General features: G+C 36.3%; 18 protein-coding genes, 3 tRNA genes, 1 other RNA gene and 1 pseudogene. 13 read left to right on the top strand and 10 right to left on the bottom strand.

What is annotated here, in order from left to right; all coding sequences use genetic code 11:
* Positions 1-197 precede the first annotated feature (197 nt).
* The 5 genes from J0H12_03650 to J0H12_03630 all read right to left on the bottom strand — a co-directional run bounded on the left by J0H12_03650 (position 198) and on the right by J0H12_03630 (position 6,531).
* Positions 198-287, bottom strand: a tRNA-Ser gene (locus J0H12_03650).
* Positions 288-357: 70 nt separating this feature from the next.
* A protein-coding gene (prfB, locus tag J0H12_03645; protein MBN9413001.1) for a peptide chain release factor 2 occupies positions 358-1,474 on the bottom strand; the annotation gives its coding sequence in 2 pieces (ribosomal slippage) (positions 358-1,404 and positions 1,406-1,474; 1,116 coding nt in all).
* Between the two features lie 15 nt (positions 1,475-1,489).
* Positions 1,490-3,967, bottom strand: coding sequence for a penicillin-binding protein 1A (locus J0H12_03640; GenBank protein ID MBN9413000.1), 2,478 nt, complete (start codon positions 3,965-3,967; stop codon positions 1,490-1,492).
* Between the two features lie 92 nt (positions 3,968-4,059).
* Positions 4,060-5,829 carry a 30S ribosomal protein S1 gene (gene rpsA / locus J0H12_03635; GenBank protein ID MBN9412999.1) on the bottom strand — a complete coding sequence of 590 codons (1,770 nt, stop codon included), beginning with the start codon at positions 5,827-5,829 and terminating at the stop codon, positions 4,060-4,062.
* Positions 5,830-5,892: 63 nt separating this feature from the next.
* Entirely contained in the window at positions 5,893-6,531 is a 639-nt protein-coding gene (locus J0H12_03630) for a (d)CMP kinase (protein ID MBN9412998.1), read from the bottom strand.
* A gap of 153 nt (positions 6,532-6,684) precedes the next feature.
* Between J0H12_03630 and J0H12_03625 the strand changes: the two genes are divergently transcribed.
* From J0H12_03625 to J0H12_03600, 6 genes are all read left to right on the top strand, one after another.
* The gene (locus tag J0H12_03625) at positions 6,685-6,996 is read left to right on the top strand and encodes an FYDLN acid domain-containing protein (GenBank protein MBN9412997.1); all 312 of its coding nucleotides are present in this window, start codon (positions 6,685-6,687) and stop codon (positions 6,994-6,996) included.
* A gap of 96 nt (positions 6,997-7,092) precedes the next feature.
* Positions 7,093-7,166: transfer RNA gene (locus tag J0H12_03620), tRNA-Gln, on the top strand.
* A 50-nt stretch (positions 7,167-7,216) separates the two neighbouring features.
* Positions 7,217-8,254: a glycosyltransferase family 4 protein gene (locus J0H12_03615; protein ID MBN9412996.1), complete on the top strand. Its 1,038-nt coding sequence runs from the start codon at positions 7,217-7,219 to the stop codon at positions 8,252-8,254.
* Positions 8,255-8,306: 52 nt separating this feature from the next.
* The gene (locus J0H12_03610) at positions 8,307-8,966 is read left to right on the top strand and encodes an ATP-binding cassette domain-containing protein (GenBank protein MBN9412995.1); all 660 of its coding nucleotides are present in this window, start codon (positions 8,307-8,309) and stop codon (positions 8,964-8,966) included.
* A 14-nt stretch (positions 8,967-8,980) separates the two neighbouring features.
* Positions 8,981-9,787: a metal ABC transporter permease gene (locus J0H12_03605; GenBank protein ID MBN9412994.1), complete on the top strand. Its 807-nt coding sequence runs from the start codon at positions 8,981-8,983 to the stop codon at positions 9,785-9,787.
* Positions 9,778-10,179, top strand: a complete 402-nt coding sequence (locus J0H12_03600; protein ID MBN9412993.1) for a hypothetical protein — start codon at positions 9,778-9,780, stop codon at positions 10,177-10,179. Before J0H12_03605 ends, J0H12_03600 begins: the two co-directional genes overlap by 10 nt.
* On the opposite strand, the gene J0H12_03595 is transcribed toward J0H12_03600, so the two are convergent.
* Positions 10,158-10,232, bottom strand: a tRNA-Thr gene (locus J0H12_03595). The two genes, J0H12_03600 and J0H12_03595, sit on opposite strands and share 22 nt — an antisense overlap.
* Before the next feature lie 60 nt (positions 10,233-10,292).
* Here J0H12_03595 and J0H12_03590 point away from each other — a divergent pair.
* Together J0H12_03590 and ruvX are read left to right on the top strand one after the other, a co-directional pair.
* Complete coding sequence (locus J0H12_03590; GenBank protein MBN9412992.1) at positions 10,293-10,730, top strand: DUF167 domain-containing protein; 438 nt, start codon at positions 10,293-10,295, stop codon at positions 10,728-10,730.
* Between the two features lie 18 nt (positions 10,731-10,748).
* Positions 10,749-11,195: pseudogene (ruvX, locus tag J0H12_03585) on the top strand (Holliday junction resolvase RuvX).
* Positions 11,196-11,208: 13 nt separating this feature from the next.
* Here ruvX and ffs read toward each other — a convergent pair.
* The 4 genes from ffs to J0H12_03565 form a co-directional block, all read right to left on the bottom strand.
* Positions 11,209-11,302, bottom strand: an RNA gene (ffs, locus tag J0H12_03580) — signal recognition particle sRNA small type.
* Positions 11,303-11,333: 31 nt separating this feature from the next.
* Positions 11,334-12,098 (bottom strand): 3-deoxy-manno-octulosonate cytidylyltransferase, encoded by a 765-nt coding sequence (locus J0H12_03575; GenBank protein MBN9412991.1) that lies wholly within the window; start codon positions 12,096-12,098, stop codon positions 11,334-11,336.
* A 16-nt stretch (positions 12,099-12,114) separates the two neighbouring features.
* Positions 12,115-12,702 (bottom strand): TIGR00730 family Rossman fold protein, encoded by a 588-nt coding sequence (locus tag J0H12_03570; protein MBN9412990.1) that lies wholly within the window; start codon positions 12,700-12,702, stop codon positions 12,115-12,117.
* 199 nt (positions 12,703-12,901) lie between these two features.
* Entirely contained in the window at positions 12,902-16,594 is a 3,693-nt protein-coding gene (locus tag J0H12_03565; protein MBN9412989.1) for a vitamin B12-dependent ribonucleotide reductase, read from the bottom strand.
* A gap of 147 nt (positions 16,595-16,741) precedes the next feature.
* Here J0H12_03565 and J0H12_03560 point away from each other — a divergent pair, with 147 nt between their 5' ends.
* The 5 genes from J0H12_03560 (at position 16,742) to J0H12_03540 (ending at position 22,816) form a co-directional block, all read left to right on the top strand.
* Positions 16,742-18,565, top strand: coding sequence for an ABC transporter ATP-binding protein/permease (locus tag J0H12_03560; protein ID MBN9412988.1), 1,824 nt, complete (start codon positions 16,742-16,744; stop codon positions 18,563-18,565).
* A 12-nt stretch (positions 18,566-18,577) separates the two neighbouring features.
* Positions 18,578-19,762 carry an MFS transporter gene (locus tag J0H12_03555; GenBank protein ID MBN9412987.1) on the top strand — a complete coding sequence of 395 codons (1,185 nt, stop codon included), beginning with the start codon at positions 18,578-18,580 and terminating at the stop codon, positions 19,760-19,762.
* 128 nt (positions 19,763-19,890) lie between these two features.
* On the top strand, positions 19,891-21,033 hold the full coding sequence (potA, locus tag J0H12_03550) for a polyamine ABC transporter ATP-binding protein (GenBank protein ID MBN9412986.1): 1,143 nt from the start codon (positions 19,891-19,893) through the stop codon (positions 21,031-21,033).
* A gap of 48 nt (positions 21,034-21,081) precedes the next feature.
* On the top strand, positions 21,082-21,996 hold the full coding sequence (locus J0H12_03545) for an ABC transporter permease subunit (GenBank protein ID MBN9412985.1): 915 nt from the start codon (positions 21,082-21,084) through the stop codon (positions 21,994-21,996).
* A gap of 37 nt (positions 21,997-22,033) precedes the next feature.
* A complete protein-coding gene (locus tag J0H12_03540) occupies positions 22,034-22,816 on the top strand; it encodes an ABC transporter permease subunit (protein ID MBN9412984.1) in 783 nt (260 codons plus the stop codon).
* The last annotated feature ends 1 nt before the right edge of the window (position 22,817 follow it).

Genomic DNA, 22,817 nt, shown 5'->3' with positions numbered 1-22,817 from the left:
ATGAGAGGGATCTCATGAGAGCTATCCCTTGCCGGTTTTTTCAAAATCAGTCTTTAATTATTGAACCGCAACTCCTTAAATTATGAAAGAGGGGCATAAATTTAAAAGATCAATTTTTAAAAAAATATCTCTAGTTTAATAAGAAAAGACCAAAAGAAAAGCGTTGAAGTATTATTGGATAATTTAAATAATTTCAATGGCGGATGGGGTGGGATTCGAACCCACGAAGAGCTCACACCCTTGCCGGTTTTCAAGACCGGTGCCTTCAACCGCTCGGCCACCCATCCATTGATACACCTTTGATAACGATTATTGAGGAACACGTCAAGCTTAACAACTAGAAAAAATTATATAATCTTATTCTGCTGTGCTATTCCCAAGAACTTTTTGGGCAAGAGCTGCTTCGAGAAAAGTATCAATATCTCCATCTAAAACACCTTGAGCATTTCCCTTTTCAACTCCAGTACGTAAATCTTTAACCATTTGGTAGGGCTGTAAGACGTAAGAACGAATTTGATGACCCCATCCAATCTCAGCTTTGGAAGCATTTTGAGATTGAGCTGCTTCTTCCCTTTTTTTGAGCTCTAACTCATAAAGTCGGGCCCGAAGCATATCATAAGCCTGAGCCTTGTTACGATGCTGTGAACGATCATTCTGGCATTGGACAGCAATTCCCGTTGGAAGGTGCGTGATCCGAATTGCACTTTCTGTTTTATTCACGTGCTGTCCCCCAGCGCCTGAAGCTCTGTAAGTATCAATTCTTAGATCTTTTTCTTCAATAGTGATATCAATTGAATTATCAATAACGGGGTATACCCAAACTGACGCAAAGCTTGTATGGCGTCTAGCATTGGAATCAAAAGGTGAAATCCGCACAAGGCGATGAACACCACTCTCTGATTTAAGCCAACCATAAGCTTGATGCCCTATGACCTTAAACGTGCAAGATTTTATGCCAGCTTCTTCGCCAGAAATTTCCTCCATCCATTCAAATTTAAATTTATGGCTCTCAGCCCATCTTAAATACATACGTTGAAGGATTTGTGCCCAATCTTGAGCTTCAGTACCACCAGCCCCAGCATGAATTTCAATAAAGCAATCATTAGCATCCGCTTCACCAGAAAGCAGACTTTCAAGCCTAAGTCTTTCAGTAGTATTTTCTAATTTATCAAGAGTTTCTTCTGTTTCGAGTAAAAGAGCTTCTTCACCTTCAAGTTCCGCAAGTTCCAATAAATCAACAATGTTTTTTAAGTCTAGCTCAAGAGATTCAATGCGTTTAAGTGAAGAGGCTAATGTTTCACGTTCACGCAGAATTTTTTGAGCATTTTCGGAATTGTCCCATAAATGAGGATCTTCAGCTTGTTGATTTAGAGAATCAAGCTTTTTTAAGGTCGTATCCCAGTCAAAGATGCCTCCTTAAAACTTCAATAACTTGTTTTATATTATCTATCTTAGTTTGAATTTCGGCACGCATATCTTTTCCTTTATTCTAATATAAGCCATCTGTCTGAGATTCTTTCATATTTTGAGATGAAGAAAGAGGTTCTTGAGAATTATTTTTTGTTGTCTCTAATTTAGATAAATCTGTATCAGTTTTAAAAGCTTCAAGAAGAGTATTTTGACCATTTCCTTGAGTAGGGTGGCCTGTAGAAGAATCAACTCGCACAAGTTTAATACCTGGTGGCACACGAAAGGGCTGAGCGGGCTTACCTTTAAGGATTTTTTTCATAAATTCTAGAAATATGGGAGCTGCTGCACGAGCGCCACTTTCATGTCGTCCAAGAGATACATGCGAATCAAATCCTATATACACACCGACAACAAGGTCAGGGGTAAAACCAACAAACCAAGCATTGCGAAATTCATTGGTTGTCCCTGTTTTTCCGGCAATTGGTCGTTTAAGTTCTAAAAGATTTTTGGCCGTTCCTCTCTCTACAACACCGTGTAAAAGTGAAATCATTTGATAAGCACTTGCTGGATCTGTGACAAGAGGACGTTGATCTTTAAGAATTGGAATTTCAGATCCTAGAACTAACTTACTGTCACAATTTGTACATTGTACAAGCTGATTTGTTAAAATAGTTTTCCCATAGCGATCCTGAACACGGTCAAGAAGCGTCGGCGCAATTTTTTTACCACCATTGGCAATCATACCATAAGCCGCAGTTAATCTGAGTAAAGTTGTTTCACTTGCGCCCAATACCATGGCCAATTGAGCAGGCATTTTATTGGTAATATTAAAACGTTGGGCAACATCGATAACATTTTTTATTCCAATCGTATTATGAGTAAGATGAATAGTAACAGCATTGCGAGAAAGCTCAAAAGCACGTCTTAAACTTAAGGAACCCATAAATTTTTCATCATAATTTCGAGGGCGCCAAATACCTAAATTTTTACCAAGATTTATAGAAAAAGGGATGTCTTGCACAATCATAGAGCCGTGCAATCCTTTTTCAATTCCCGCTAGATAAACAAAAGGTTTAATTGTTGATCCAACTTGTCGCCAAGCTTGAGTTGCTCTATTAAATTGGCTACTTTTAAAGCTATAGCCACCTTGCAAGGCAAGGACGCGCCCTGAATGAGGGTCCATGACAACAATTCCTCCGGATACTGCTGGGATCTGACAGAGCTTAAAAGAATCAATTGATTTTGTATCTTTAAAATGTGTGATTTTATCCACTAAAATTACATCACCTAATTTAAAAACATCTTTAGGATGAGTGATGAGAGGACCAAGCGAATTTTCATTTATATAGCGGCGCGCCCATGTCAATTCGGAAAGAGGAATGCATCCTACAGAACCATCTGATAAACCAATCAATGCTGATTCAGATCTTAATTCAAGAATAACAGCAAGATTCCAATTCCCCTGACCAGAAGGGGCTTTAATATTTTGTAATTTAGGGATCCAAGCCGCTGACTTATTGATAGAAAAAGAAATCGGAATAGATCTTTCTGAGGGAGAAAGAGAAAGATTTGTGATTGGTCCGCGCCATCCATGTCGGCGGTCATAAGTAATAAGTCCTTCTTTTAGGGCTTCACGAGCTACTTTTTGATATTCTACGTTTAGGGAAGTTCTAACAACCAAACCGTCTTTATAAAGAGATTTTTCACCAAATTTTTCAAGAAGTTCACGCCTTACTTCTTCTGCGAAATAGTTTGCATAGACAGTTTCAAAATCTTTACGATTTATGATAATTAGAGGTTCTAATTTAGCTTTTTGAGTTTCTTCTTTTGTAATATATCCATCCTCAAACATTCTTTGAAGAACATAATTCCGTCTGATTTTTGCGGCTTCAGGATTTTTTCGTGGATTATAATTATTAGGGGCTTTAGGAAGTGCCGCTAAAAAGGCAATTTCAGCAAGAGATAGCTCAGAAAGGCTTTTATTAAAATAGTTTACAGCCGCCGCTGCAATACCATAAGAACCATTTCCCAAATAAATTTGATTCAAATACAATTCGAGAATGTGATTTTTAGAGTAAGCGCTTTCAATACGAAAAGCTAGAATAGCTTCTTTTATTTTTCTTTCATAAGATACTTGATTGGCTATATCTGCGAGTAGAAAATTTTTAGCAACTTGCTGAGTTATTGTGGAAGCCCCATAAGGGCGTTTTGAAAATGCAGCATGAGTGATATTGTGAGCAATAGCAGAAAAAATACTTGGGATATCAATTCCAGAATGATGGTAAAAGTTTTTATCTTCCGCTGACAAAAATGCTTTAATAATAAGTTTTGGGGTGGCCTCAAGCGGAACAAAAATCCGTTTTTCATAAGCATATTCAGCAAACATGCGCCCATCTTGCGCATAAAGTCGTGTAACTACATCCGGTTTGTAATGAGCAAGTTGTTGATAGTTAGGAAGCCCTATTCCAAAATAGTAAAAGATAGCAAGTGCTCCACCTGCTATAAGAGATAGAGAAAGAAAACAATAGCTAAAAATAGTTCCTAAATAACGAAACAATTTAACCTCTTTATAATTTTTATGAATTCTTTCTTGGAAACGATGTGAAAAAAGAAAAGCCTCTCTAGATGAGAGGCTTTCTTATAGATCGATTAGTTATCAGCAGGTTCTGTGTCTACTTCTTTTTTCTTTGACGCTTTTACTGGTTTTTCTTCTTTTGTTTTTTCTTTCACTTTATCAAAAGCAGCTCCAAGAATATCTCCTAAGCTTGCACCGCTATCTGCGGAACCATATGTTGCCATAGCTTCTTTTTCTTCAGCTATTTCTCGGCCCTTAATGGATAAGCTGATACGACGTGTAGAGCGATCAATACTGATGATTTTTGCATCAACTTTTTCGCCTACAGCAAAGCGATCAGAGCGTTGTTCTGAGCGTTCTTTTGATAAATCAGTTTTACGGATAAAACCTTCGAGGCCTTCACCAATTCTTACTTCAATACCCGCTTCTTGAATAGCCGTGATTTCACAAGTAACAATATCATTCTGCTTGAGAGCTGATAAGCCTTCAGCAAAAGGATCTGCTGTGAGTTGCTTTACACCAAGAGAGATGCGTTCTTTTTCAGGATCAACTTCAAGTACTTTTACCGTGAGTTTTTCACCTTTTTTGTATGTTTTGATGGCTTCATCAGAAGGTTCTGTCCATGAAAGGTCAGACATATGGACCATACCATCAAGGTCTCCTGAAACGGCGACAAAGAGGCCAAACTCTGTAATATTCCGAATTTCACTTTCAAATTCAGAACCAACAGGATATTTTTCAGCAACTGTGACCCATGGATTCTCTTGACATTGTTTAATTCCAAGAGCGATTCTTCGTTTATTAGAATCAACTTCCAGAACCATAACTTCTACATTTTGTCCGACAGAAAGAATCTTTGAAGGATGGACATTTTTCTTTATCCAGCTCATCTCAGAAACATGGACAAGTCCTTCAATTCCTGGTTCGAGTTCAACAAACGCGCCATAATCAGCAATATTTGTGACTGTTCCAGAAAGTTTTCCATGAAGCGGGAATTTAGCTTCGATGTTTTGCCAAGGATCATTTTCAAGTTGTTTCATTCCTAATGAGATACGATGAGTCTCTTTATTATAACGAATGATTTGAACTTTTACATTTTGTCCTACGTGAAGCATTTCTGAAGGATGAGAGATGCGACGCCATGAAATATCTGTGACGTGAAGTAGTCCATCAATACCACCAAGATCAATAAAGGCACCATAATCGGTTATATTCTTTACGATACCTTCTACAATTTTACCTTCTTCCATATTGGAGAGGAGTTCAGATCTTGCTTCAGTTCTTGTCTCTTCTAAGATAGCGCGACGAGAAACAACAATATTGCCCCGTGTACGGTCCATTTTCAGAATAATGAAAGGTTGTTCTATCCCCATTAAAGGACTGATATCCTTAATTGGGCGAATATCTAATTGGCTTCCTGGTAAGAAAGCGATAGCACCACCTAAATCTACTGTAAAACCACCTTTAACACGTCCAAACAGAACACCATTAACCTGTTGACCTGCTTTATGAGAACGCTCTAATTCAAGCCAAGCAGCTTCGCGGCGAGCTTTTTCATGGCTGAGGACGATCAGTCCATCTTTGTCTTCCATTCGTTCGACATAAACTTCAACACGATCGCCCGCTTTAACGCGTGGCTCTTTTGCTGCTGTTGCAAATTCACGTAGAGGAACACGTCCTTCTGATTTGAGGCCAACATCAATAATTGCATAATCATTAGAAATCGTGATGACGGAACCTTTAATCACTTTTCCAACAATATCAACAGATCCTTCGGGTGTTTCATCTAAAAGAGCTGCAAAACTCTCTATATCTTGGTTTGGGGTTGTTAAATTTATAGTCATAAAAACTAAATCCTTTCTTAAATAAGCTCCCTAAAGGTAAATATTTTCCCGTTTTTAACGTACTTACTTCTTTAGGTGCTGCTCAATAACAGTAATCATCTGCTTGAGCACATCATCAGATGATAGATCTGATGTATCAATGACATGAGCATCCTTAGCAACCGTAAGAGGTGCTTGTTGACGGCTTTCATCTCTTATATCTCTATCCATCATATTCTGAATGACTGCGGTATATATACTCTCGATCCCTCTTTGTTGCAACTCTTTAAGCCGTCTTTGAGCTCGAATTTCAAGTTTTGCTGTAATATAAAATTTTATATCGGCTTGAGGACAGACCAAAGTACCAATATCTCTGCCATCTAAGACAGTGCCCTTAAATCCCGGTGGGGAAGTATTCGCAAATTTACGTTGAAAATCTAGCAGTGCTTGCCGAACTTCTGGGAAAGAAGCTATCTTAGAAGCCAAATTACCAATTTCTTCTGAACGTAAGTCTTTATTTTGTAAATCATCAAGAGTAATAAGAGAAGAAAAGGCTGAAATTTTATTTTTATCATCCAAATTTAAATTATTTTCCAAAACCTTAAAAGCTAAAGCTCTATATAAAAGCCCGGTTTCTAAATGGGCTAAATTATAATGCCGAGCAATGCCTTTAGCAGCTGTACCTTTTCCTGCTCCAGCCGGTCCATCAATTGCAATAATCATTAAAGGTTCCTTAAATTTTTTGAACAGAGCATATCTAAGAAATTTAAGAAGGTAAACTCAGATATCACGAGACAAAAAAACCTTTGACACGTGCTTACATTCATGGCAAGCGGATGGATTAGTATTTTAATTATTATTAAAGGGAGGCGTGCCTTGAAACCAGAATGGGGAGTAAAAAGAATCTGTCGGAAGTGTGCTGCGCACTTTTATGATCTCCAAAAAGTAAATTTTGAATGTCCTAAGTGTAATGCAAGTTATTCTCAAGATGATTTTCAGATAAAAACCTTAAAATCAGAAGGAAGTAAGGTTAAAAAGAAGATTGATAAAGTTAATCTTGAAGATAACTTAGATATGATAGATGTGGGGCTCGAACAAGATATCGATGACGGTGATTTGCTTGAAGATGCCGAAGAATTAAGTGATGAAAATGTTTCTGATGTAATTGATCGAGAAGACGAAGAATAAGCCTTCTGACTTGCACGTTACAAGTAAACATGACTTAAAATCAAGTGACTAGATCAACTTAAATTTTACTGATATAATTTTAAGTAATATTATTGTTGGGAGATAGTTTAACGGTAGAACTCTCGGCTCTGGACCGAGCAGTCCTGGTTCGAATCCAGGTCTCCCAGCCAATAAGAATTTCGCATATGTGATAAACCTTCTAAAAATATAGAGAAGTCTAGTGATTGCATGGCCTAAAGATATATTAGTATTAGTTCTGGCTTTCCTGCTTTCCTGGATCGTCACGCGCGCTATGATATTTGTTAATATTCAAGATATTCCTGTTGAGCGTTCCTCTCATAAAAAAATTACACCTAGAGCAGGAGGCGTAGGAATTTTAACTGGTTTTCTTGTAAGTGTGATGATCCAAGATTTTTCCCACCTACCTTTTTATGAAGACTGGATTCTTTTAATACTTTTATTGTGTAGTGCTGCTATAATGGGGCTCATAGGTTTTTTAGATGATATCAAGGGCTTAAGTCCGATATTTAGGCTCTTAATTCAAATAGGAACAGCTTGGTTTTTTGTGAGTTTTTTAGGTGTATTTCAAACAATCCCATTTCCATATTTGGGAGAAATTAATTTAGGCCCTTTTAGTCTTTTAATCTCTATTTTATGGATTGTTGGATTTACGAATGCTTTTAATTTTATGGATGGTCTAAATGGGATGGCAGGAGTAACAACAATAATCGCATGCCTATTTTTATCAATTTTGACTTATATTAATCATTCGGACTTTCAAATTCATTTAATTCTTGCAAGCGCCACTTTTGGTTTTTTGAGATTTAATTTTCCAAACGCAAAAATTTTTCTAGGAGATGTTGGGAGTTTTTTCCTTGGTTTTTTCTTTGCAGCTTGGAGTTTAGTTGCTGTGCGACCCGTTTATGGAAAATTCTCAATTTGGGTCGTACCTTTATTATTCTTCATTTATATTTATGATGTAATTTTTACGTGTACCCGGAGATTAATAAAAGGAAAAAGTTTTTTTGAGGCTCATTGTGAACATCTTTATCAGCTTTTAAGTCAAACTGGTTGGAGTCATATTAAAGTCACAAGCTTATATGGACTGATCTTTATTACACAAGGCGTAGTAGCTTTTTTAATGATAGGTAAACCAGCAGAAGATCATCTTCTTTTCTTTATTCCTTTTTTAATGGGAGCTATCCCATTTACCTGGTGGATCCTTTCAAGAGCACGCAAAGCAGGAGTTCCTTTTTAAAGTGAGAAATGCAATAATTTCACTCGATAAAATTTGTTATCAAAAGAATAGTATGACTATTTTACATGATGTATCTTTTTCAATATTCGCAAAAGAACTCGTGACAATCATCGGACCTAATGGAGCTGGAAAAACCTCGCTTTTAAAAGTTATCTTAGGATTGGTTACGCCGACAAGCGGTCAGATTGCAAAACGACCTTTTCTAAAAATTGGCTATATGCCACAGAAATTGCATATGGATCCAAGTCTTCCAATAACTGTAAAGAGATTTTTGGAATTTTCTCGCTATCAAGATACATTATCTGAAGTTGTTGCGGCCGTAAGTATTGATAAACTTCTAGAAAAATCTATTCACGTTTTATCTGGCGGAGAGTTGCAGCGAGTTTTATTGGCGCGAGCTTTATTAGGAAAACCAGGTCTTTTGGTGCTTGATGAGCCTTTACAAGGGGTTGATATCAATGGACAAGTTTCACTTTATAAACTAATTTATGAAGTTCGCCAGATATTAGGTTGTGCGGTGCTACTTGTTTCTCATGATTTACATTTTGTGCATGCAGCCAGTGATAAAGTGATTTGCTTAAATCATCATATATGTTGCGCAGGTAAACCCGAAGAAGTTAAAAATCATCCAAATTATCAAAACCTTTTTTCCAGCTATAATCCTGAAATCTTAGCACCCTATGCCCATAGCCATAATCATGAACATAAATAATAAAAGAGATAATTATGATAAGTAAATTTCTTATAAATGCGATTGCATTGGGGGGGCTTTTTTCACTAATTTCGGGTCCTTTAGGATCCGTTATTATTTGGAGGCGTTTAGCATTTTTTGGAGATACTCTTTCACATGGTGCTTTATTAGGACTTAGTTTAAGCTTGATTTTTAATTTTCATCCAATCGTGGGAATTTTCCTCATTGCGGTCATTCTAGCTGTTTTTTTAGGATATTCCTCAAGTTCTCCAGGTTTGGCTACTGAAACTAGGTTGGCAATACTTTCACCCGGATTATTATCGCTTGGAATGGTATGTTTTTCTTTTTTTAAAGGAATACGATTTAATTTAGAAGGATATTTATTTGGTGATATCCTTGCCGTTAGTTATCAAGATTTAATACTATTGCTATTGGGAGAAATTATTGTTTTGGGCTTTTTGTTAAAGCAATGGCGAGCATTGATTAATATTTGCATTAGCGAAGATCTTGCAACTGTAGAAGGATATAATGTTCCCAGGGTTCGTATTTTATTTCTTTTTATTTTGGCTCTTTTTATCGCACTTACAGTTAAAATTATGGGTGTATTATTAATGACTGCTTTATTAATTTTACCTGCAGTACTTGCAAGAAATTTCTCAAAAACACCTGAGGAGATGGCAATTTTAGCTATTGGTGCGAGTATTTTAATGATCATGATTGGTTTATTGATTTCAAACACTTATGATATTGCCGCAGCCCCTGCTATTGTTGTGACAGGTGTCACTATAATAATGGGGATAGAATTGTTCAAATGTGTTCGAGATAATTATAAATGGAAGTAGACTGGCTTACTAAAGCAATTTTCCTTAATAAAATTTCTGATGAAGTGGGATTTGCATGGGAAGATGTTGATCAAATTTTTGATAAAATTCATTATGAGTTTTTGGAAGTAAAAGAGGCCTTTTTACAACAAGAAGGACAGGATCGAATTACTGAAGAAATTGGTGATTTAATGTTTTCTGTGATCTCTCTAGCTTGCTTCTTAAAGATTGATCCTGAACGAGCTTTCACGTATGGCATTACTAAGTATGAAAAAAGATTTGACGTTGTTTTAAAAATCTTTAAAGAAAAAGAAATTACTCTGGGCAATAAATTTCCTTTGGAATTTTTACTTGAAGTTTGGAAAGAAGCTAAGGCAAGAGTGGATGAATATGGTGCCGCCGGAGAGGATTGAACTCTCGGCCTCACCCTTACCAAGGGTGTGCTCTACCACTGAGCTACGACGGCATTAAACTGAATTAGGTTTAACTTAACCTTAAGAGAGTTGCAAGTAGGGCAATGCATAACATGGAAAAAAAAATAAATAAAGAGAATCAAAATAGATTAGCTCAAGCTTTACGTGTTAATTTGTTAAAGCGTAAAACACAACAAAGGTCCCGTATTAATGTTGGTGTTGATAAACAACATGAAGGATTTTTCTTCCATGAAACTGATCGTGGCTTTCTTATAAATATACGATTAACTCCTAATGCAAAGAATAATGAAATAGGGGGAATATATACTTCTCCAGAAGGTAATACTTATTTGAAAATAAGTGTCAGAGATGTACCTGAAGACGGCAAAGCAAACACAGCCCTTATTTGCTTTATAGCTTCTAAATTGCAGTTTCCTAAGACACATGTAATTTTGGTTAAAGGGGCAACAAGTCGATTTAAGACGTTACTTTTTCAAGAAGAAAATACTCAAGATTTGAAACAAAAACTTGAAAAATTAATTAATTGTTAAAGAGAGGAGTTTTTTCTTTTGCACGAAATTAGTTTTTTAAAGCCCCTTAAAAATAATAAAAATAGATTATTAGGATTAGATGTTGGAACAAAAACAATAGGACTTGCTCTTTCTGATGCGACTTGGATAATAGCGTCACCTTTACAAACGATTGAAAGAAAAAAATTTAAACAGGATGCTTTAGAATTAAGAACTATTATTAATAAATATGACGTTGTTGGTTTAGTGATAGGTCTTCCTAAAAATATGGATGGCTCAGAAGGTCCACGTTGCCAATCTATAAAACAATTCTCTCAGAATTTATTAGCAGAAATAGATATACCAATTAGTTTTTGGGATGAACGCCTTTCTACAGTCGCTGTAACACGAACACTTTTAGAAGCAGATGTATCTCGTAAACGTCGGCAAGAACTTGTGGATAAGATGGCGGCTAGTTATATTTTGCAAGGTGCTTTGGATGCGTTGTCAGCAAAAGAGTGGAAGACCAGCGACCTAACCCATAAAGAATAATGCTGCGGCTGCTTCTTTCCAGACCTGACCGGGTTTGCAAACTTAATGTCTAGGGCTGATCTTCCAAAAAGACTATAAAAGATTACCTATAAATTATGCAAGAAGATTGTCTTTCCAGCTATTCCGAAAAGTTTTAACAAGTTTTTGTGATTCAAGTAAATCTTCTGGGGTATTGACCTCAAATGGAACTGCATCAACAATACGGACATCAATACGTAATCCTGCTTCAAGAGCTCTTAATTGTTCTAATTTTTCTGCAAACTCAAGTGGAGAAGGAGGGTGGTGAACGAACGATTTGAGAGCCTGTCGACGATAACTATAAAGTCCAATATGATGATAATGAATCATTGCTCCATGAGGAATCACAGAACGGCTAAAATAGAGAGCCTGTTGTATGTGAGGGTTTTTTCCTTCGATCATCGCTATTTTTGCGATACTTGGGTTACTTTTTCGTTCCTCATCATCCAACTTGACAGCTAATGTTGCAATATCTACGTTTTTATCTTGAAGAGGTTCAAATGAATATTTTATGACCTGAGGATCAATAAAAGGCATATCTCCTTGAAGATTAATAATAACATCATAATTTTCTTCAGGATCAATGATATTTGCGGCTGCATAAACACGGTCTGAGCCAGAAGGAAGAGAAGGATCTGTCAAACAAGCTTCTCCTCCTGCATCTTTTACAACAGAGGCAATTTTTTCGTCATCACATGCGACAATAACACGACCGATATTAGCTTCTAAACCACGCTCTAAAACATGCAATACAAGCGGTTTATCACCAATTAATGCAAGAGGCTTTTGCGGTAATCTTGTCGCTGACAGACGGGCAGGGATAATTATAAGTGGATTCATTTTTTTCTCTCTTTTTTTAAACCCATTTGGCAACATAGCCTTGATCTGGTTGGATACCATTACAAAGACTATAGATCACTTCATCGGGAGTTTTTGCAATTATGAATAAATTTTGATCAATTTCTCGGACGAAACCGTCCTCAATCATGCGTTTGAAATGAGATTCGAACACTGCTGACCAATATCCATCAATATCTAGGAAAATAATTTTCTTATGATGAAGACCAATTTGTTTCCATGTCATAATTTCAAAGGTTTCGTCTAAAGTTCCAATACCACCTGGCAAAATAACAAAAGCTTCAGATTTTTCGAACATAAGTTGCTTACGTTCATGCATAGTTTCAACAATCATAAGTTCATGAAGGTTTTCATTAATACCTTCTCTTGTACTAATAAGAGTTGTTGAAATTCCAATAGCACTTCCGCCTGCTTCCAATGTAGCATTGGAAACCAGTCCCATCAGTCCCATGCGTCCACCACCATAGACTAATTTAATATTATTTTTTGCAAGAAGTGTTCCCACTTCTTTTGCAGCAAGCTGGTATTTTTCAGAAAGTCCATTAAAAGAACTACAGTATACCCCTGCAGACTTAACAAATTCCACTATAAATTTCCTCCCTGTAGTTAGGGGATAAATTTGCCATTACTCAAAGCTGTATGCAAGCTCAATTACCATCAAAGTAGAGCCAATTTTTTTACAAGATTCAGGAGATTATTTTTATTGATAGGAAGAGGGGCACATAAAATTAAATTTTAAGGGCATGCTATATAAAGATAGCACACCCTATAAATTATTTCTTATGTTAAGAACAACCACTGGTGCTACCGCACGTCATGCATTTCATGCAGGTTCCGTTGCGCACTAAAGTAAAATTTCCACATTCCTGACATGAATCTCCTTCATAACCTTTTAATCGAGCCGTTGCTATTTTGGAGTTTTTGTCGGTAGATGAGGAATTTTCTTCATGATGAGCGTGACTAACGTCAGATTTTTCCAAAATTAAAGTGCCAACAGATTCTGCCTCAAGTGCACTTGTACCTTCAAGACTTAAATATGAAGTTTCATTTGTCCTGTTATTTTCTTTCTTACCTTTTAAAACATATAGGTTATTACGGATGTATCCTTTACTAGTTAAAGAACTAAGAGCTTCAATTGCTTGATGTTCTTGACGTCCTGTAGACATACGTTCATGGGCTTCTCCAAGACTTTCAGGTAAAAGTTCGCGAGGATCTGAGTGTGCTAAATCTGTTCTATCAAGATAAGAAATAGCAAGTTCTCGGAAGATATAGTCTAAAATAGAAGTGGCCATCTTGATGGCATCATTACCTGTGACTAATCCAGAAGGTTCAAATCGGGTAAATGCAAAAGCATCAACAAATTCATCTAAAGGTACGCCATATTGAAGGCCAATCGAGATTGCCATTGCAAAATTATTCATTAAACTTCTAAAAGCAGAACCTTCTTTATGAAGATCAATAAAGATTTCTCCTAAACGGCCATCTTCGTACTCTCCAGTTCGCAAATAGACTTTATGTCCGCCAACTGTTGCTTTTTGAGTGTATCCTTTGCGTCGAGCAGGGAGCTTATAACGTTCATTACGATGAGTCACTCGTTCGATAACTCTTTCAACAATTCGTTCAGCCATAATTTTTGTTCGATTAGCTCCGGTAAGAGAATTAACTTCGTCTAAAATTTCCTCAGCATTTTCTTCATCTGTAATCAATGACGTATTAAGTGGTTGAGAAAGTTTTGAGCCATCGCGATAGAGAGCATTACATTTAAGGGCTAGGCGCCAAGATAAAAGATAAGCATTGTTACATTCTTCAATTGAGGCACTATTGGGCATATTAATTGTTTTTGAAATTGAACCTGAGATGAATGGTTGTACTGCTGCCATCATATGAATATGGCTTTCTGTTGATAAAGCACGCTTTCCAAGACGCCCGCATGGATTTGCACAATCAAAAATGGGCAAATGCTCTGACTTTAAATGAGGAGCTCCTTCTAAAGTCATAGTTCCACAACAATAATTATTTGCATTTTCTATGTCTTCTTTGCTGAAGCCTAAAGCAGAAAGAATTTCGAAATTATTATTGTTTAATTGTTCATCTGAAAAACCAAGAATATTTTTACAGAAATCTTCACCAAGGGTCCAACGATTAAAAGCAAATTTTATGTCGAAAGCAGAAATTAAACTAGTTTTAAGCTTTTCTAGAACTTCTTCGTTGAATCCTTTTGTTTTAAGAGACTTAAAACTAATAGAGGGTGAATCTTCAAGTGTGCCTCGACCAACAGCATAATTCACAATATCTTGGATTTCATTTTTAGTGTAACCAAGTTTTTTTAATGCTGTGGGTACCATCTGATTAATAATTTTAAAGTAACCACCACCAACTAACTTCTTAAATTTTACAAGAGCAAAGTCTGGTTCAACACCGGTTGTGTCACAGTCCATCACAAGTCCAATAGTTCCTGTTGGGGCAATACAGGTTGTTTGGGCATTACGATAACCGTGCTTCTCTCCAAGTTCTAAAGCTTGATCCCAGGCAGTTTTAGCCGATGTACTAAGGTCTTGAAGAGGGCAAGAAGCATGATCAAGGGCAACTGGAAGAATTTTAAGATTTTCATAACCTTGATTTTCCCCGTAAGCCGCGCGGCGATGATTTCTCATCACGCGTAACATATCTTCTTTATTAAGTGGATATTGAGAAAAAGTTCCTAGTTCACTCGCAATTTCTGCTGAAGTTGCATAAGATTTTCCTGTCATGATAGCAGCTAGAGCGCCTCCAATGCTGCGTCCTTGAGGGCTGTCATAAGAAATACCCATGGCCATTAAAAGGCCACCAAGATTGGCATACCCAAGACCTAATGTACGAAAGTCATATGAGCGTTGTGCAATTTGTTGAGAAGGATATTGGGCCATCATAACTGAGATTTCAAGCACAAGTGTCCAAATTCTAACAGCATGCTCATAAGCTTCAACGTCAAAAGTTGGTTGATGATTTTCGGTATCGTAGAACAATGCAAGGTTAATTGAAGCAAGGTTACAAGCGGTATCATCAAGAAACATATATTCTGAGCATGGATTTGAAGCGTGAATTAAGCCACTCTTAGGACACGTATGCCATTCATTAATGGTTGTATGATATTGAATACCAGGATCTGCGGAAGCCCAAGCTGCATAACCTATTTGTTCCCAGAGTTCTTTGGCTTTGATCGTCTTGTAAATACCTCCATCTGTACGCCGAATGAGATTCCAATCTTCGTCTTTAAGAACTTTTTCTAAAAATTCATTGGTTACACGGACAGAATTATTCGAATTTTGGCCAGAAACAGTTGCATATGCTTCAGAATTAAAATCTGTATCATAAGTTTCAAATTCAAAAGCTGTGTAGCCTTGGCGTGCGTATTGAATAACTCTTTGAATATAATTTTCTGGAACCAAATGAGTACGGGCAATTTTTATAGTTTCTTTTAATGTTGAATTAATTTGAGGATCAAATCGAGTCTCACCTGTTCCAATTTGGCACGCTTGCATAACAGCATTAAGATGTTTTTTGGCAATTTTTGAACCCGTTACGAGGGCAAGAACTTTTTGCTCTTCAACAACTTTCCAATTGATAAATTCTTCCACATCTGGGTGGTCAATGTCGACAACAACCATTTTTGCAGCTCGTCTTGTTGTTCCTCCAGATTTTATAGCTCCCGCTGCACGATCTCCAATTTTGAGAAAACTCATTAATCCCGAGGATTTTCCTCCACCAGATAAAGATTCACCTTTGCCACGAAGATTTGAAAAGTTTGAACCTGTTCCAGAGCCATATTTAAACAGACGCGCTTCTCTAAGCCAGAGGTCCATAATACCCCCATCATTAACTAAATCATCGTTAATGCTGGAAATAAAACACGCATGAGGTTGTGGGCGTTCATAAGCAGATGTTGAATTCATTAATTTTTCAGTAAGATGGTCAACATAAAAATGCCCTTGAGATGGGCCATCAATACCGTATGCCCAATGTAAACCTGTATTAAACCATTGGGGAGAATTAGGAGCGACCATTTGATTGGCGAGCATGTAGCATAATTCATCATAAAAGCTATGCGCATCTTCTTCTGAGCTGAAATAACCACCTTTCCATCCCCAATAAGTCCAAGCCCCGGCAAGACGGTGAAAAACTTGTTTTGCAGAGGTTTCTGGTCCTGTTATAGGTTTGCTATTTTTCTTTGCAATATCATCATGTGTGGAGGCTCTGAGCCATGCAGGAATATCTTTTTCTTCGACAGAATGTAATTTTTCAGGAATACCAGCTTTACGAAAGTATTTTTGAGCTAATATATCAGAGGCGACTTGAGACCATTTTGCCGGGACTTCAATATCTTTCATTTGAAAAACAATCGAACCATCTGGATTACGTATTTCACTCGTCGCTTTTCGAAATTCAATCGTTGAATAAGGAGATTGACCTTTATTGGTAAAGCGCCGAGTAATTTTCATGATGCATGTCCTCTAATTAACTAATATACTGTTAAAATTACAAAATAATCAATATGTGGTGGCTTTTTGGCCTGATATCTACTACATATAGTAGCTTGTACGCTGATAATGTTATTTTGTTCTGCACTCGTCAAGGATAAAACTAAAATGAAACTAAACAATACCGATATTAACTCAAAGGCAAATTTTAAGCCATTAAAAACATTGATATACTACCTATGGAATCGGCGAGAAAAAGCCATGCGTTTTCGGATGCTTATTGCTTTAGCATTACTTTTTATAAGCAAAATATTCAATGTTTATGCGCCTATTTATTATAAAAAGGCAGTCGATGCATTATCTATTAACGTTTCCGAAGTATCTCTTATTATCATGCCTTTAGGGGTAATTTTAGCATACGGTGCTGCTCGTATAGGGGCTCAGTTTTTTAATGAAGTTAAGGATATGTTATTTGTACGTGTTGAGCACCGTGCCCTTAGACAAATTGCGCTTGAAACCTTTGAATATTTACATGCTTTAAGTCTTAGATTTCATTTGGATCGTAAAACAGGGGGGCTTAGCCGTTCAATTGAGAGGGGGACAAATGCTATAGAAACCTTACTAAGATTTATGATTTTCAATATATTGCCAACAATTTTTGAGATTATTATGGTTTCTATAGTTCTTTCAAGCATTTATAAGTTATCTTTTGCACTTGTAACGCTGACAACTCTTACAATCTATATTATCTTCACAATCTGCTTAACAGAATATCGCACAAATTTTGTACGAAGAATGAATCAAACTGATACAGAGGCAAATACAAAAGCGATTGATAGTTTATTAAATTATGAAACTGTTAAATATTTCAATAATGAAAAACATGAGGCTGCACGTTATGATATTTCTCTTGAGCAGTATGAGATTGCAGCGATTAAAAGTAAGCAATTGATGTCAGTTCTTAATATTGGTCAAGGAGTAATTATTTCTGTCGGTCTTATTGTTATTATGATTATGGCTGCTTCTCAAGTTATCTCTTCAAAAATGTCTATAGGAGATTTTGTTCTCGTTAATACTTATCTTATTCAACTTTATTTGCCACTTAACATCTTAGGCTTTGCTTATCGAGAAATTAAACTATCTCTTATAAATATGGAGCAGATGTTTTCACTTTTTAGGGAACCTCAAGAAATAAAAGATTTAAATCAATCAAAAGAGCTTACCATTCAGAAAGGAAAAATTATCTTTGAAAATGTTAGCTTTGGTTATACTCCTGAACGACAAATTCTCAATGATGTTTCTTTTGAAATTCCTGAAGGAAAAACGCTTGCAATTGTAGGTCCCTCAGGAGCAGGTAAATCAACGATCTCGCGTTTATTATTTCGTTTTTATGATGTTCTCGAAGGGCGAATCCTTATTGATAATCAAGATATACGTGACGTAACGCAATCTAGTTTGCGTAAAGGAATAGGAATTGTTCCTCAAGATACGATTCTTTTTAATGAAACGATTTATTACAATATATCTTACGGCCAGCCTCAATCAGAGAAAAGTGATGTTATAAAAGCGGCAAAACTTGCAAAGATACATGATTTTATTATGCAAACACCTGATCAATATCTTACGTCAGTAGGAGAACGTGGTTTAAAGCTATCTGGTGGAGAAAAACAACGCGTTGCCATTGCACGAACACTTCTTAAAAAGCCAAAGATTTTCTTGTTTGATGAGGCAACTTCTGCTCTAGACACACATACAGAAAAAACGATACAAGAAAATTTGAGAGAAGTTTCAAAAGGACATACAACAATTATTATTGCACATCGTTTATCTACAGTTGTGGATGCAGACGAAATTTTAGTTCTTGATCAAGGAAAAATTATTGAGCGCGGTGTTCATTCACAATTGTTACAAAAAAAGGGGGTTTATGCACAAATGTGGAAACGTCAGCTTGAAAGTAAAGAGATTCTTGCTAGTTTTCCTAATGAAGCATAAAATATAAATTAGATGGTTATAGCTAAAAAGAGCACAATTTTAATTGTTTTTGCTTTTATCGTTACGATAATTGCGACAGATATTTATCTCCCAAGTTTTCCTGCGATGGCTGTTTTTTTTAAGTGTAATCCTGATATTTTACAACTTTCCATTCCTTTTTATATGTTTGGTGGGTTGCTATCAACACCTATCTTTGGCTGGTTCTCAGATCATGCAGGACGCAAATGGACAATAATTGGCGGATTAGGTACTTTCATTTTGGGAACCTTTTTTTGCTTTATAGCTTCATCACTTTCCATTTTTTTGATTGGAAGATTTATCCAAGGTGTGGGAGGAATTGCTGTTCCTGTTGTAGGATGGGCGGTTATTCAAGATCGTTATCCAGGAGAACAAGGGGCAACAGTCATGTCATGGATGGGATGCATCGTCTCTTTAGGACCCCTATTAGCTCCTAGCTTAGGAGGATATATAGATATGGCTTTTGGCTGGCGAGGAAATTTTTTCTTTATCTTAGTATTTTCTTTAAGCCTTATTTTATTGATGATTTTTTATTTTTCAGAAGAAAAAAAGCCTCATCAGAAAAAAAATATTAGTGTAATACAAATCATAAATACTTATATAATTGTCTTTAAGAATAAGCAATTTTTAGCATATATTATGCTTTATTCTTTCTTAATTTGTGGTGAATTATGCTATTTAACGATTATCCCTTTCTTTCTTCAATCAAATTTGAAACTAACTTCAGATTTTATAGGAATTTATATTAGTTCAGTGAGCCTGGCTTATATTATCGGAACTTTTTTAGCTTCTCGAACAATTCAATATATTGGTGTTAATAAAACAATTTTAAGTGGCATCATTGTTGCTCTGATAGGGGCACTTATTTTATTATTATTAAGCTTTTTACAATTTCTTTTCCTCTCATCAATATTATTAGCTATTGGCCTCTATATGGTTGGATCTGCTTTGGTATGGGGGCCCTCAACGTCAGGGGCTTTACAACTTTTTGATGAACAAAAAGGGGCAGCGTCTGCTGTTAGAAGTCTTGTCTTAACATCGGCTTTGGGAATCGGTGGACTTGTCGGAAGTGTACTTGATGATTTTAGCATTAAGCCCTTAGCTATATTTTTAGTTATAATGTGTTTATTAAGTCTTTTTCTTTATTTTTACCTTAATCAAAAAAATAATAATTCTTAAAGAGACGAAATAGAATTTTATCTCTATTTTTAGATAAAATTATATAATCTCAGAAGACATTTCTTGCATTCCACATCTGACCAAGATAGTGATGGAATAATTATTATATTTTATTAGGTAAATTATAAATGGCTATTGCTGATCGTCCTTCTACCAAATTTGAACCTTGGAAAGATCCTCAAGCAAGACCAATCATAGATATTGTTCACGTTTCAAAAACGTTTGCGGGTTTTCCTGCTGTGAATAATATTAGTTTACAGATTTTTCCTGGTGAGTTTTTTTCTCTCTTAGGAGCTTCAGGATGCGGTAAGACAACGTTGTTAAGATTATTAGCCGGTTTTGAAATACCTACTTCAGGGAAGATATTTATAGATGGTGTAAACATGACAAATGTGGAACCCTATAATCGGCCAGTTAATATGATGTTTCAATCTTATGCTCTTTTTCCTCATATGACAGTTGAACAAAATATAGCTTTTGGCTTGAAGCAACAAAAGATGCCTGAAAGCGATATTAAAGAACGCGTTATTTCTATGTTGGACCTTGTTCATTTGCGAAAATATGCACGGCGAAAACCCCAACAATTATCAGGTGGTCAAAGACAAAGAGTTGCTCTTGCAAGAAGTCTTGCTAAGCAACCTCGTGTTCTTCTTTTGGACGAACCATTAGGGGCTCTTGATCGAAAATTGCGGGAACAAACCCAGTTCGAACTTGTTAACATTCAAGAAACATTAGGTGTTACTTTCGTTATGGTTACTCATGATCAAGAAGAAGCCATGACAATGTCGACACGCATTGGGGTGATGGAAGAGGGACGTATACGCCAAATTGGCTCTCCTACAGAAATTTATGAGTATCCAAGTTCGCGTTTTGTTGCTGATTTTATTGGAGAGATGAATATTTTTGAGGGATTTGTTACTGAAGATGAACCTGATCATGTCTCTATCAAATCTGAAGAAGCTGGTTGTGATTTGTATGTTACCCATTCATCTTCGGCACCTGTTGGAGCGCAAGTTGCTGTGGCCATAAGACCTGAAAAAGTTATGATCACCAAAGAGCTTGTTCAAAAAGAAAGAAATTGCTGTAAAGGGGTGGTAACAGAAATTGCTTATCTTGGAGATGTATCTATTTACCATGTCGAGCTTAAGTCAGGCAAAAAAATCTTATCCACGGTAACAAATCAGGTTCGTTTAACAGAGAGGCCTATCAATTGGGATGATGAAGTCTGTCTCCATTGGCGTCCTGAAAGTGGTGTGGTTTTAACTAGTTAGATTGATCCTTATGACGGACTATGAGTAGAGATAAGATATAAATTAGAGATGAATTTAGAAAATTTAAAAGTTTATTTTGAGCGCATCCTTGGAAAAGCAGCTTTAATTGCTATTCCTTATGGATGGCATATTATCTTCTTTTTTATTCCTTTTTTGATTGTGTTAGGGCTTAGTTTTTCTGAGAGTATTATTGGAGCACCTCCCTTTACTTCAATCATTTCATGGGTTGATGAAAGCTTTCTTCAAGTAAGACTCAACTTATGGAATTATCAATTATTAAAAGAAGACAGCCTATATATTGCGGGATATATAGAATCTCTACATATTGCTGGTTTGGCCACTTTTTTCTGTTTGCTTATTGGGTATCCTATTGCTTACGGAATTGTAAGGGCTCATTCTAAACTAAAGATAATTTTATTATTGCTGGTGATTTTACCTTTTTGGACTTCTTTTTTGATACGTGTCTACGCGTGGATTGGTCTTCTTAACTATCACGGTATAATAAATGATTTTTTATTAAAGATCGGTGTAATATCCCAACCTCTTGCCTTGAATAATAACAAATTTTCAGTTTGTCTCGGAATTGTGTATTCTTATTTACCCTTTATGATTTTACCCCTTTATTCAGCCTTAGAGAAAATAGATCATCAAATTTTAGAAGCAGCTTATGATTTAGGATGTAAACCAGTTAGGGCATTTTGGACTATTACGGTCCCCCTTTCCATAAAAGGAATTATTGCGGGATCTATGCTTGTATTTATTCCTGGAGTAGGGGAATTTGTTATACCTGAACTTTTAGGAGGACCGGATACACTTATGATAGGGAAAATTTTGTGGACTGAATTTTTTACCAATCGAGATTGGCCTGTTGCGGCGGCACTTGCAATAGCAATGCTTATTTTTCTTGTTTTACCGATTATTGGGTTTCAAAAATTTACAATGCGATCTGCGGAGGAAGATTAAAGTGACTCTGGCAAAAAGACCTTTCCTTTTAACGTTTATGGTATTTGGGTATGCGTTTTTGTATTTACCCATATTAAGCCTTGTCATTTTTTCATTTAATAAAGCTCAAAGCGTCACAAAATGGACAGGTTTTTCTTTGAAATGGTATAGTGAACTTTTCTCTAATAAAATGATCCTTGCCGCAGCATTATTAAGTTTTAAAATTGCTCTTCTAACTGCAACGATCTCAGTAATTATAGGAACTGTTGCAGCCCTTGTTATCGTGAGATTTCAATCGTTCAAAGGAAGGACATTTTTCAGTGGTCTTGTAACCGCTCCTTTAGTAATGCCAGAAGTTATTACTGGTCTTGCTCTATTACTTTTTTTTGTTGTACTGCAGCAAACTATTGGGTGGCCAAAAGAGCGAGGCATCACAACGATCACTTTAGGACATGTTACTTTAACTATCGCCTATGTATTGGTGATTGTTCGTACTCGTCTTCTTGAATTTGATAGACAGTTAGAAGAAGCAGCTTTAGATCTAGGGGCTCGTCCAATTACCGTGTTTTTTAAAATAACGCTACCTTTAATATTTCCCTCAATTGCAGCAGGTTGGTTGCTTGCTTTTACTTTATCTTTAGATGATGTTGTGCTTGCAAGTTTTCTTTCAGGACCAGGCTCTACAACTTTACCTATGCTTGTTTTTTCAAGTGTACGAACAGGTATTAGCCCCGTTATAAATGCTTTAGCAACAATTATAGTTAGTTTAGTGACCATAGGTATTATTATAGCCGGATGGTTTATGCATAAAAGCTCGCTCATGAAAAGTGAAGAATCTTAAG

Source organism: Candidatus Paracaedimonas acanthamoebae (assembly GCA_017307065.1).
GTDB lineage: Bacteria > Pseudomonadota > Alphaproteobacteria > Caedimonadales > Caedimonadaceae > Paracaedimonas > Paracaedimonas acanthamoebae_A.
The sequence above is the reverse complement of the archived record's forward strand: the minus strand, read 5'-3'. Positions and strand labels throughout refer to the sequence as shown.

What these genes read in the sequence shown, in the direction of transcription:
- J0H12_03545 (MBN9412985.1), top strand. Translation starts at nt 21,082, where the DNA reads ATGAATTTAGAAAATTTAAAAGTTTATTTTGAGCGCATCCTTGGAAAA.
- J0H12_03600 (MBN9412993.1), top strand. Translation starts at nt 9,778, where the DNA reads ATGGAAGTAGACTGGCTTACTAAAGCAATTTTCCTTAATAAAATTTCT.
- J0H12_03630 (MBN9412998.1), bottom strand. Translation starts at nt 6,531, where the DNA reads ATGATTATTGCAATTGATGGACCGGCTGGAGCAGGAAAAGGTACAGCT.
- J0H12_03560 (MBN9412988.1), top strand. Translation starts at nt 16,742, where the DNA reads ATGAAACTAAACAATACCGATATTAACTCAAAGGCAAATTTTAAGCCA.
- J0H12_03590 (MBN9412992.1), top strand. Translation starts at nt 10,293, where the DNA reads ATGGAAAAAAAAATAAATAAAGAGAATCAAAATAGATTAGCTCAAGCT.
- rpsA (MBN9412999.1), bottom strand. Translation starts at nt 5,829, where the DNA reads ATGACTATAAATTTAACAACCCCAAACCAAGATATAGAGAGTTTTGCA.
- J0H12_03540 (MBN9412984.1), top strand. Translation starts at nt 22,034, where the DNA reads ATGGTATTTGGGTATGCGTTTTTGTATTTACCCATATTAAGCCTTGTC.
- J0H12_03565 (MBN9412989.1), bottom strand. Translation starts at nt 16,594, where the DNA reads ATGAAAATTACTCGGCGCTTTACCAATAAAGGTCAATCTCCTTATTCA.
- potA (MBN9412986.1), top strand. Translation starts at nt 19,891, where the DNA reads ATGGCTATTGCTGATCGTCCTTCTACCAAATTTGAACCTTGGAAAGAT.
- J0H12_03605 (MBN9412994.1), top strand. Translation starts at nt 8,981, where the DNA reads ATGATAAGTAAATTTCTTATAAATGCGATTGCATTGGGGGGGCTTTTT.
- J0H12_03575 (MBN9412991.1), bottom strand. Translation starts at nt 12,098, where the DNA reads ATGAATCCACTTATAATTATCCCTGCCCGTCTGTCAGCGACAAGATTA.
- J0H12_03555 (MBN9412987.1), top strand. Translation starts at nt 18,578, where the DNA reads ATGGTTATAGCTAAAAAGAGCACAATTTTAATTGTTTTTGCTTTTATC.
- J0H12_03610 (MBN9412995.1), top strand. Translation starts at nt 8,307, where the DNA reads ATGACTATTTTACATGATGTATCTTTTTCAATATTCGCAAAAGAACTC.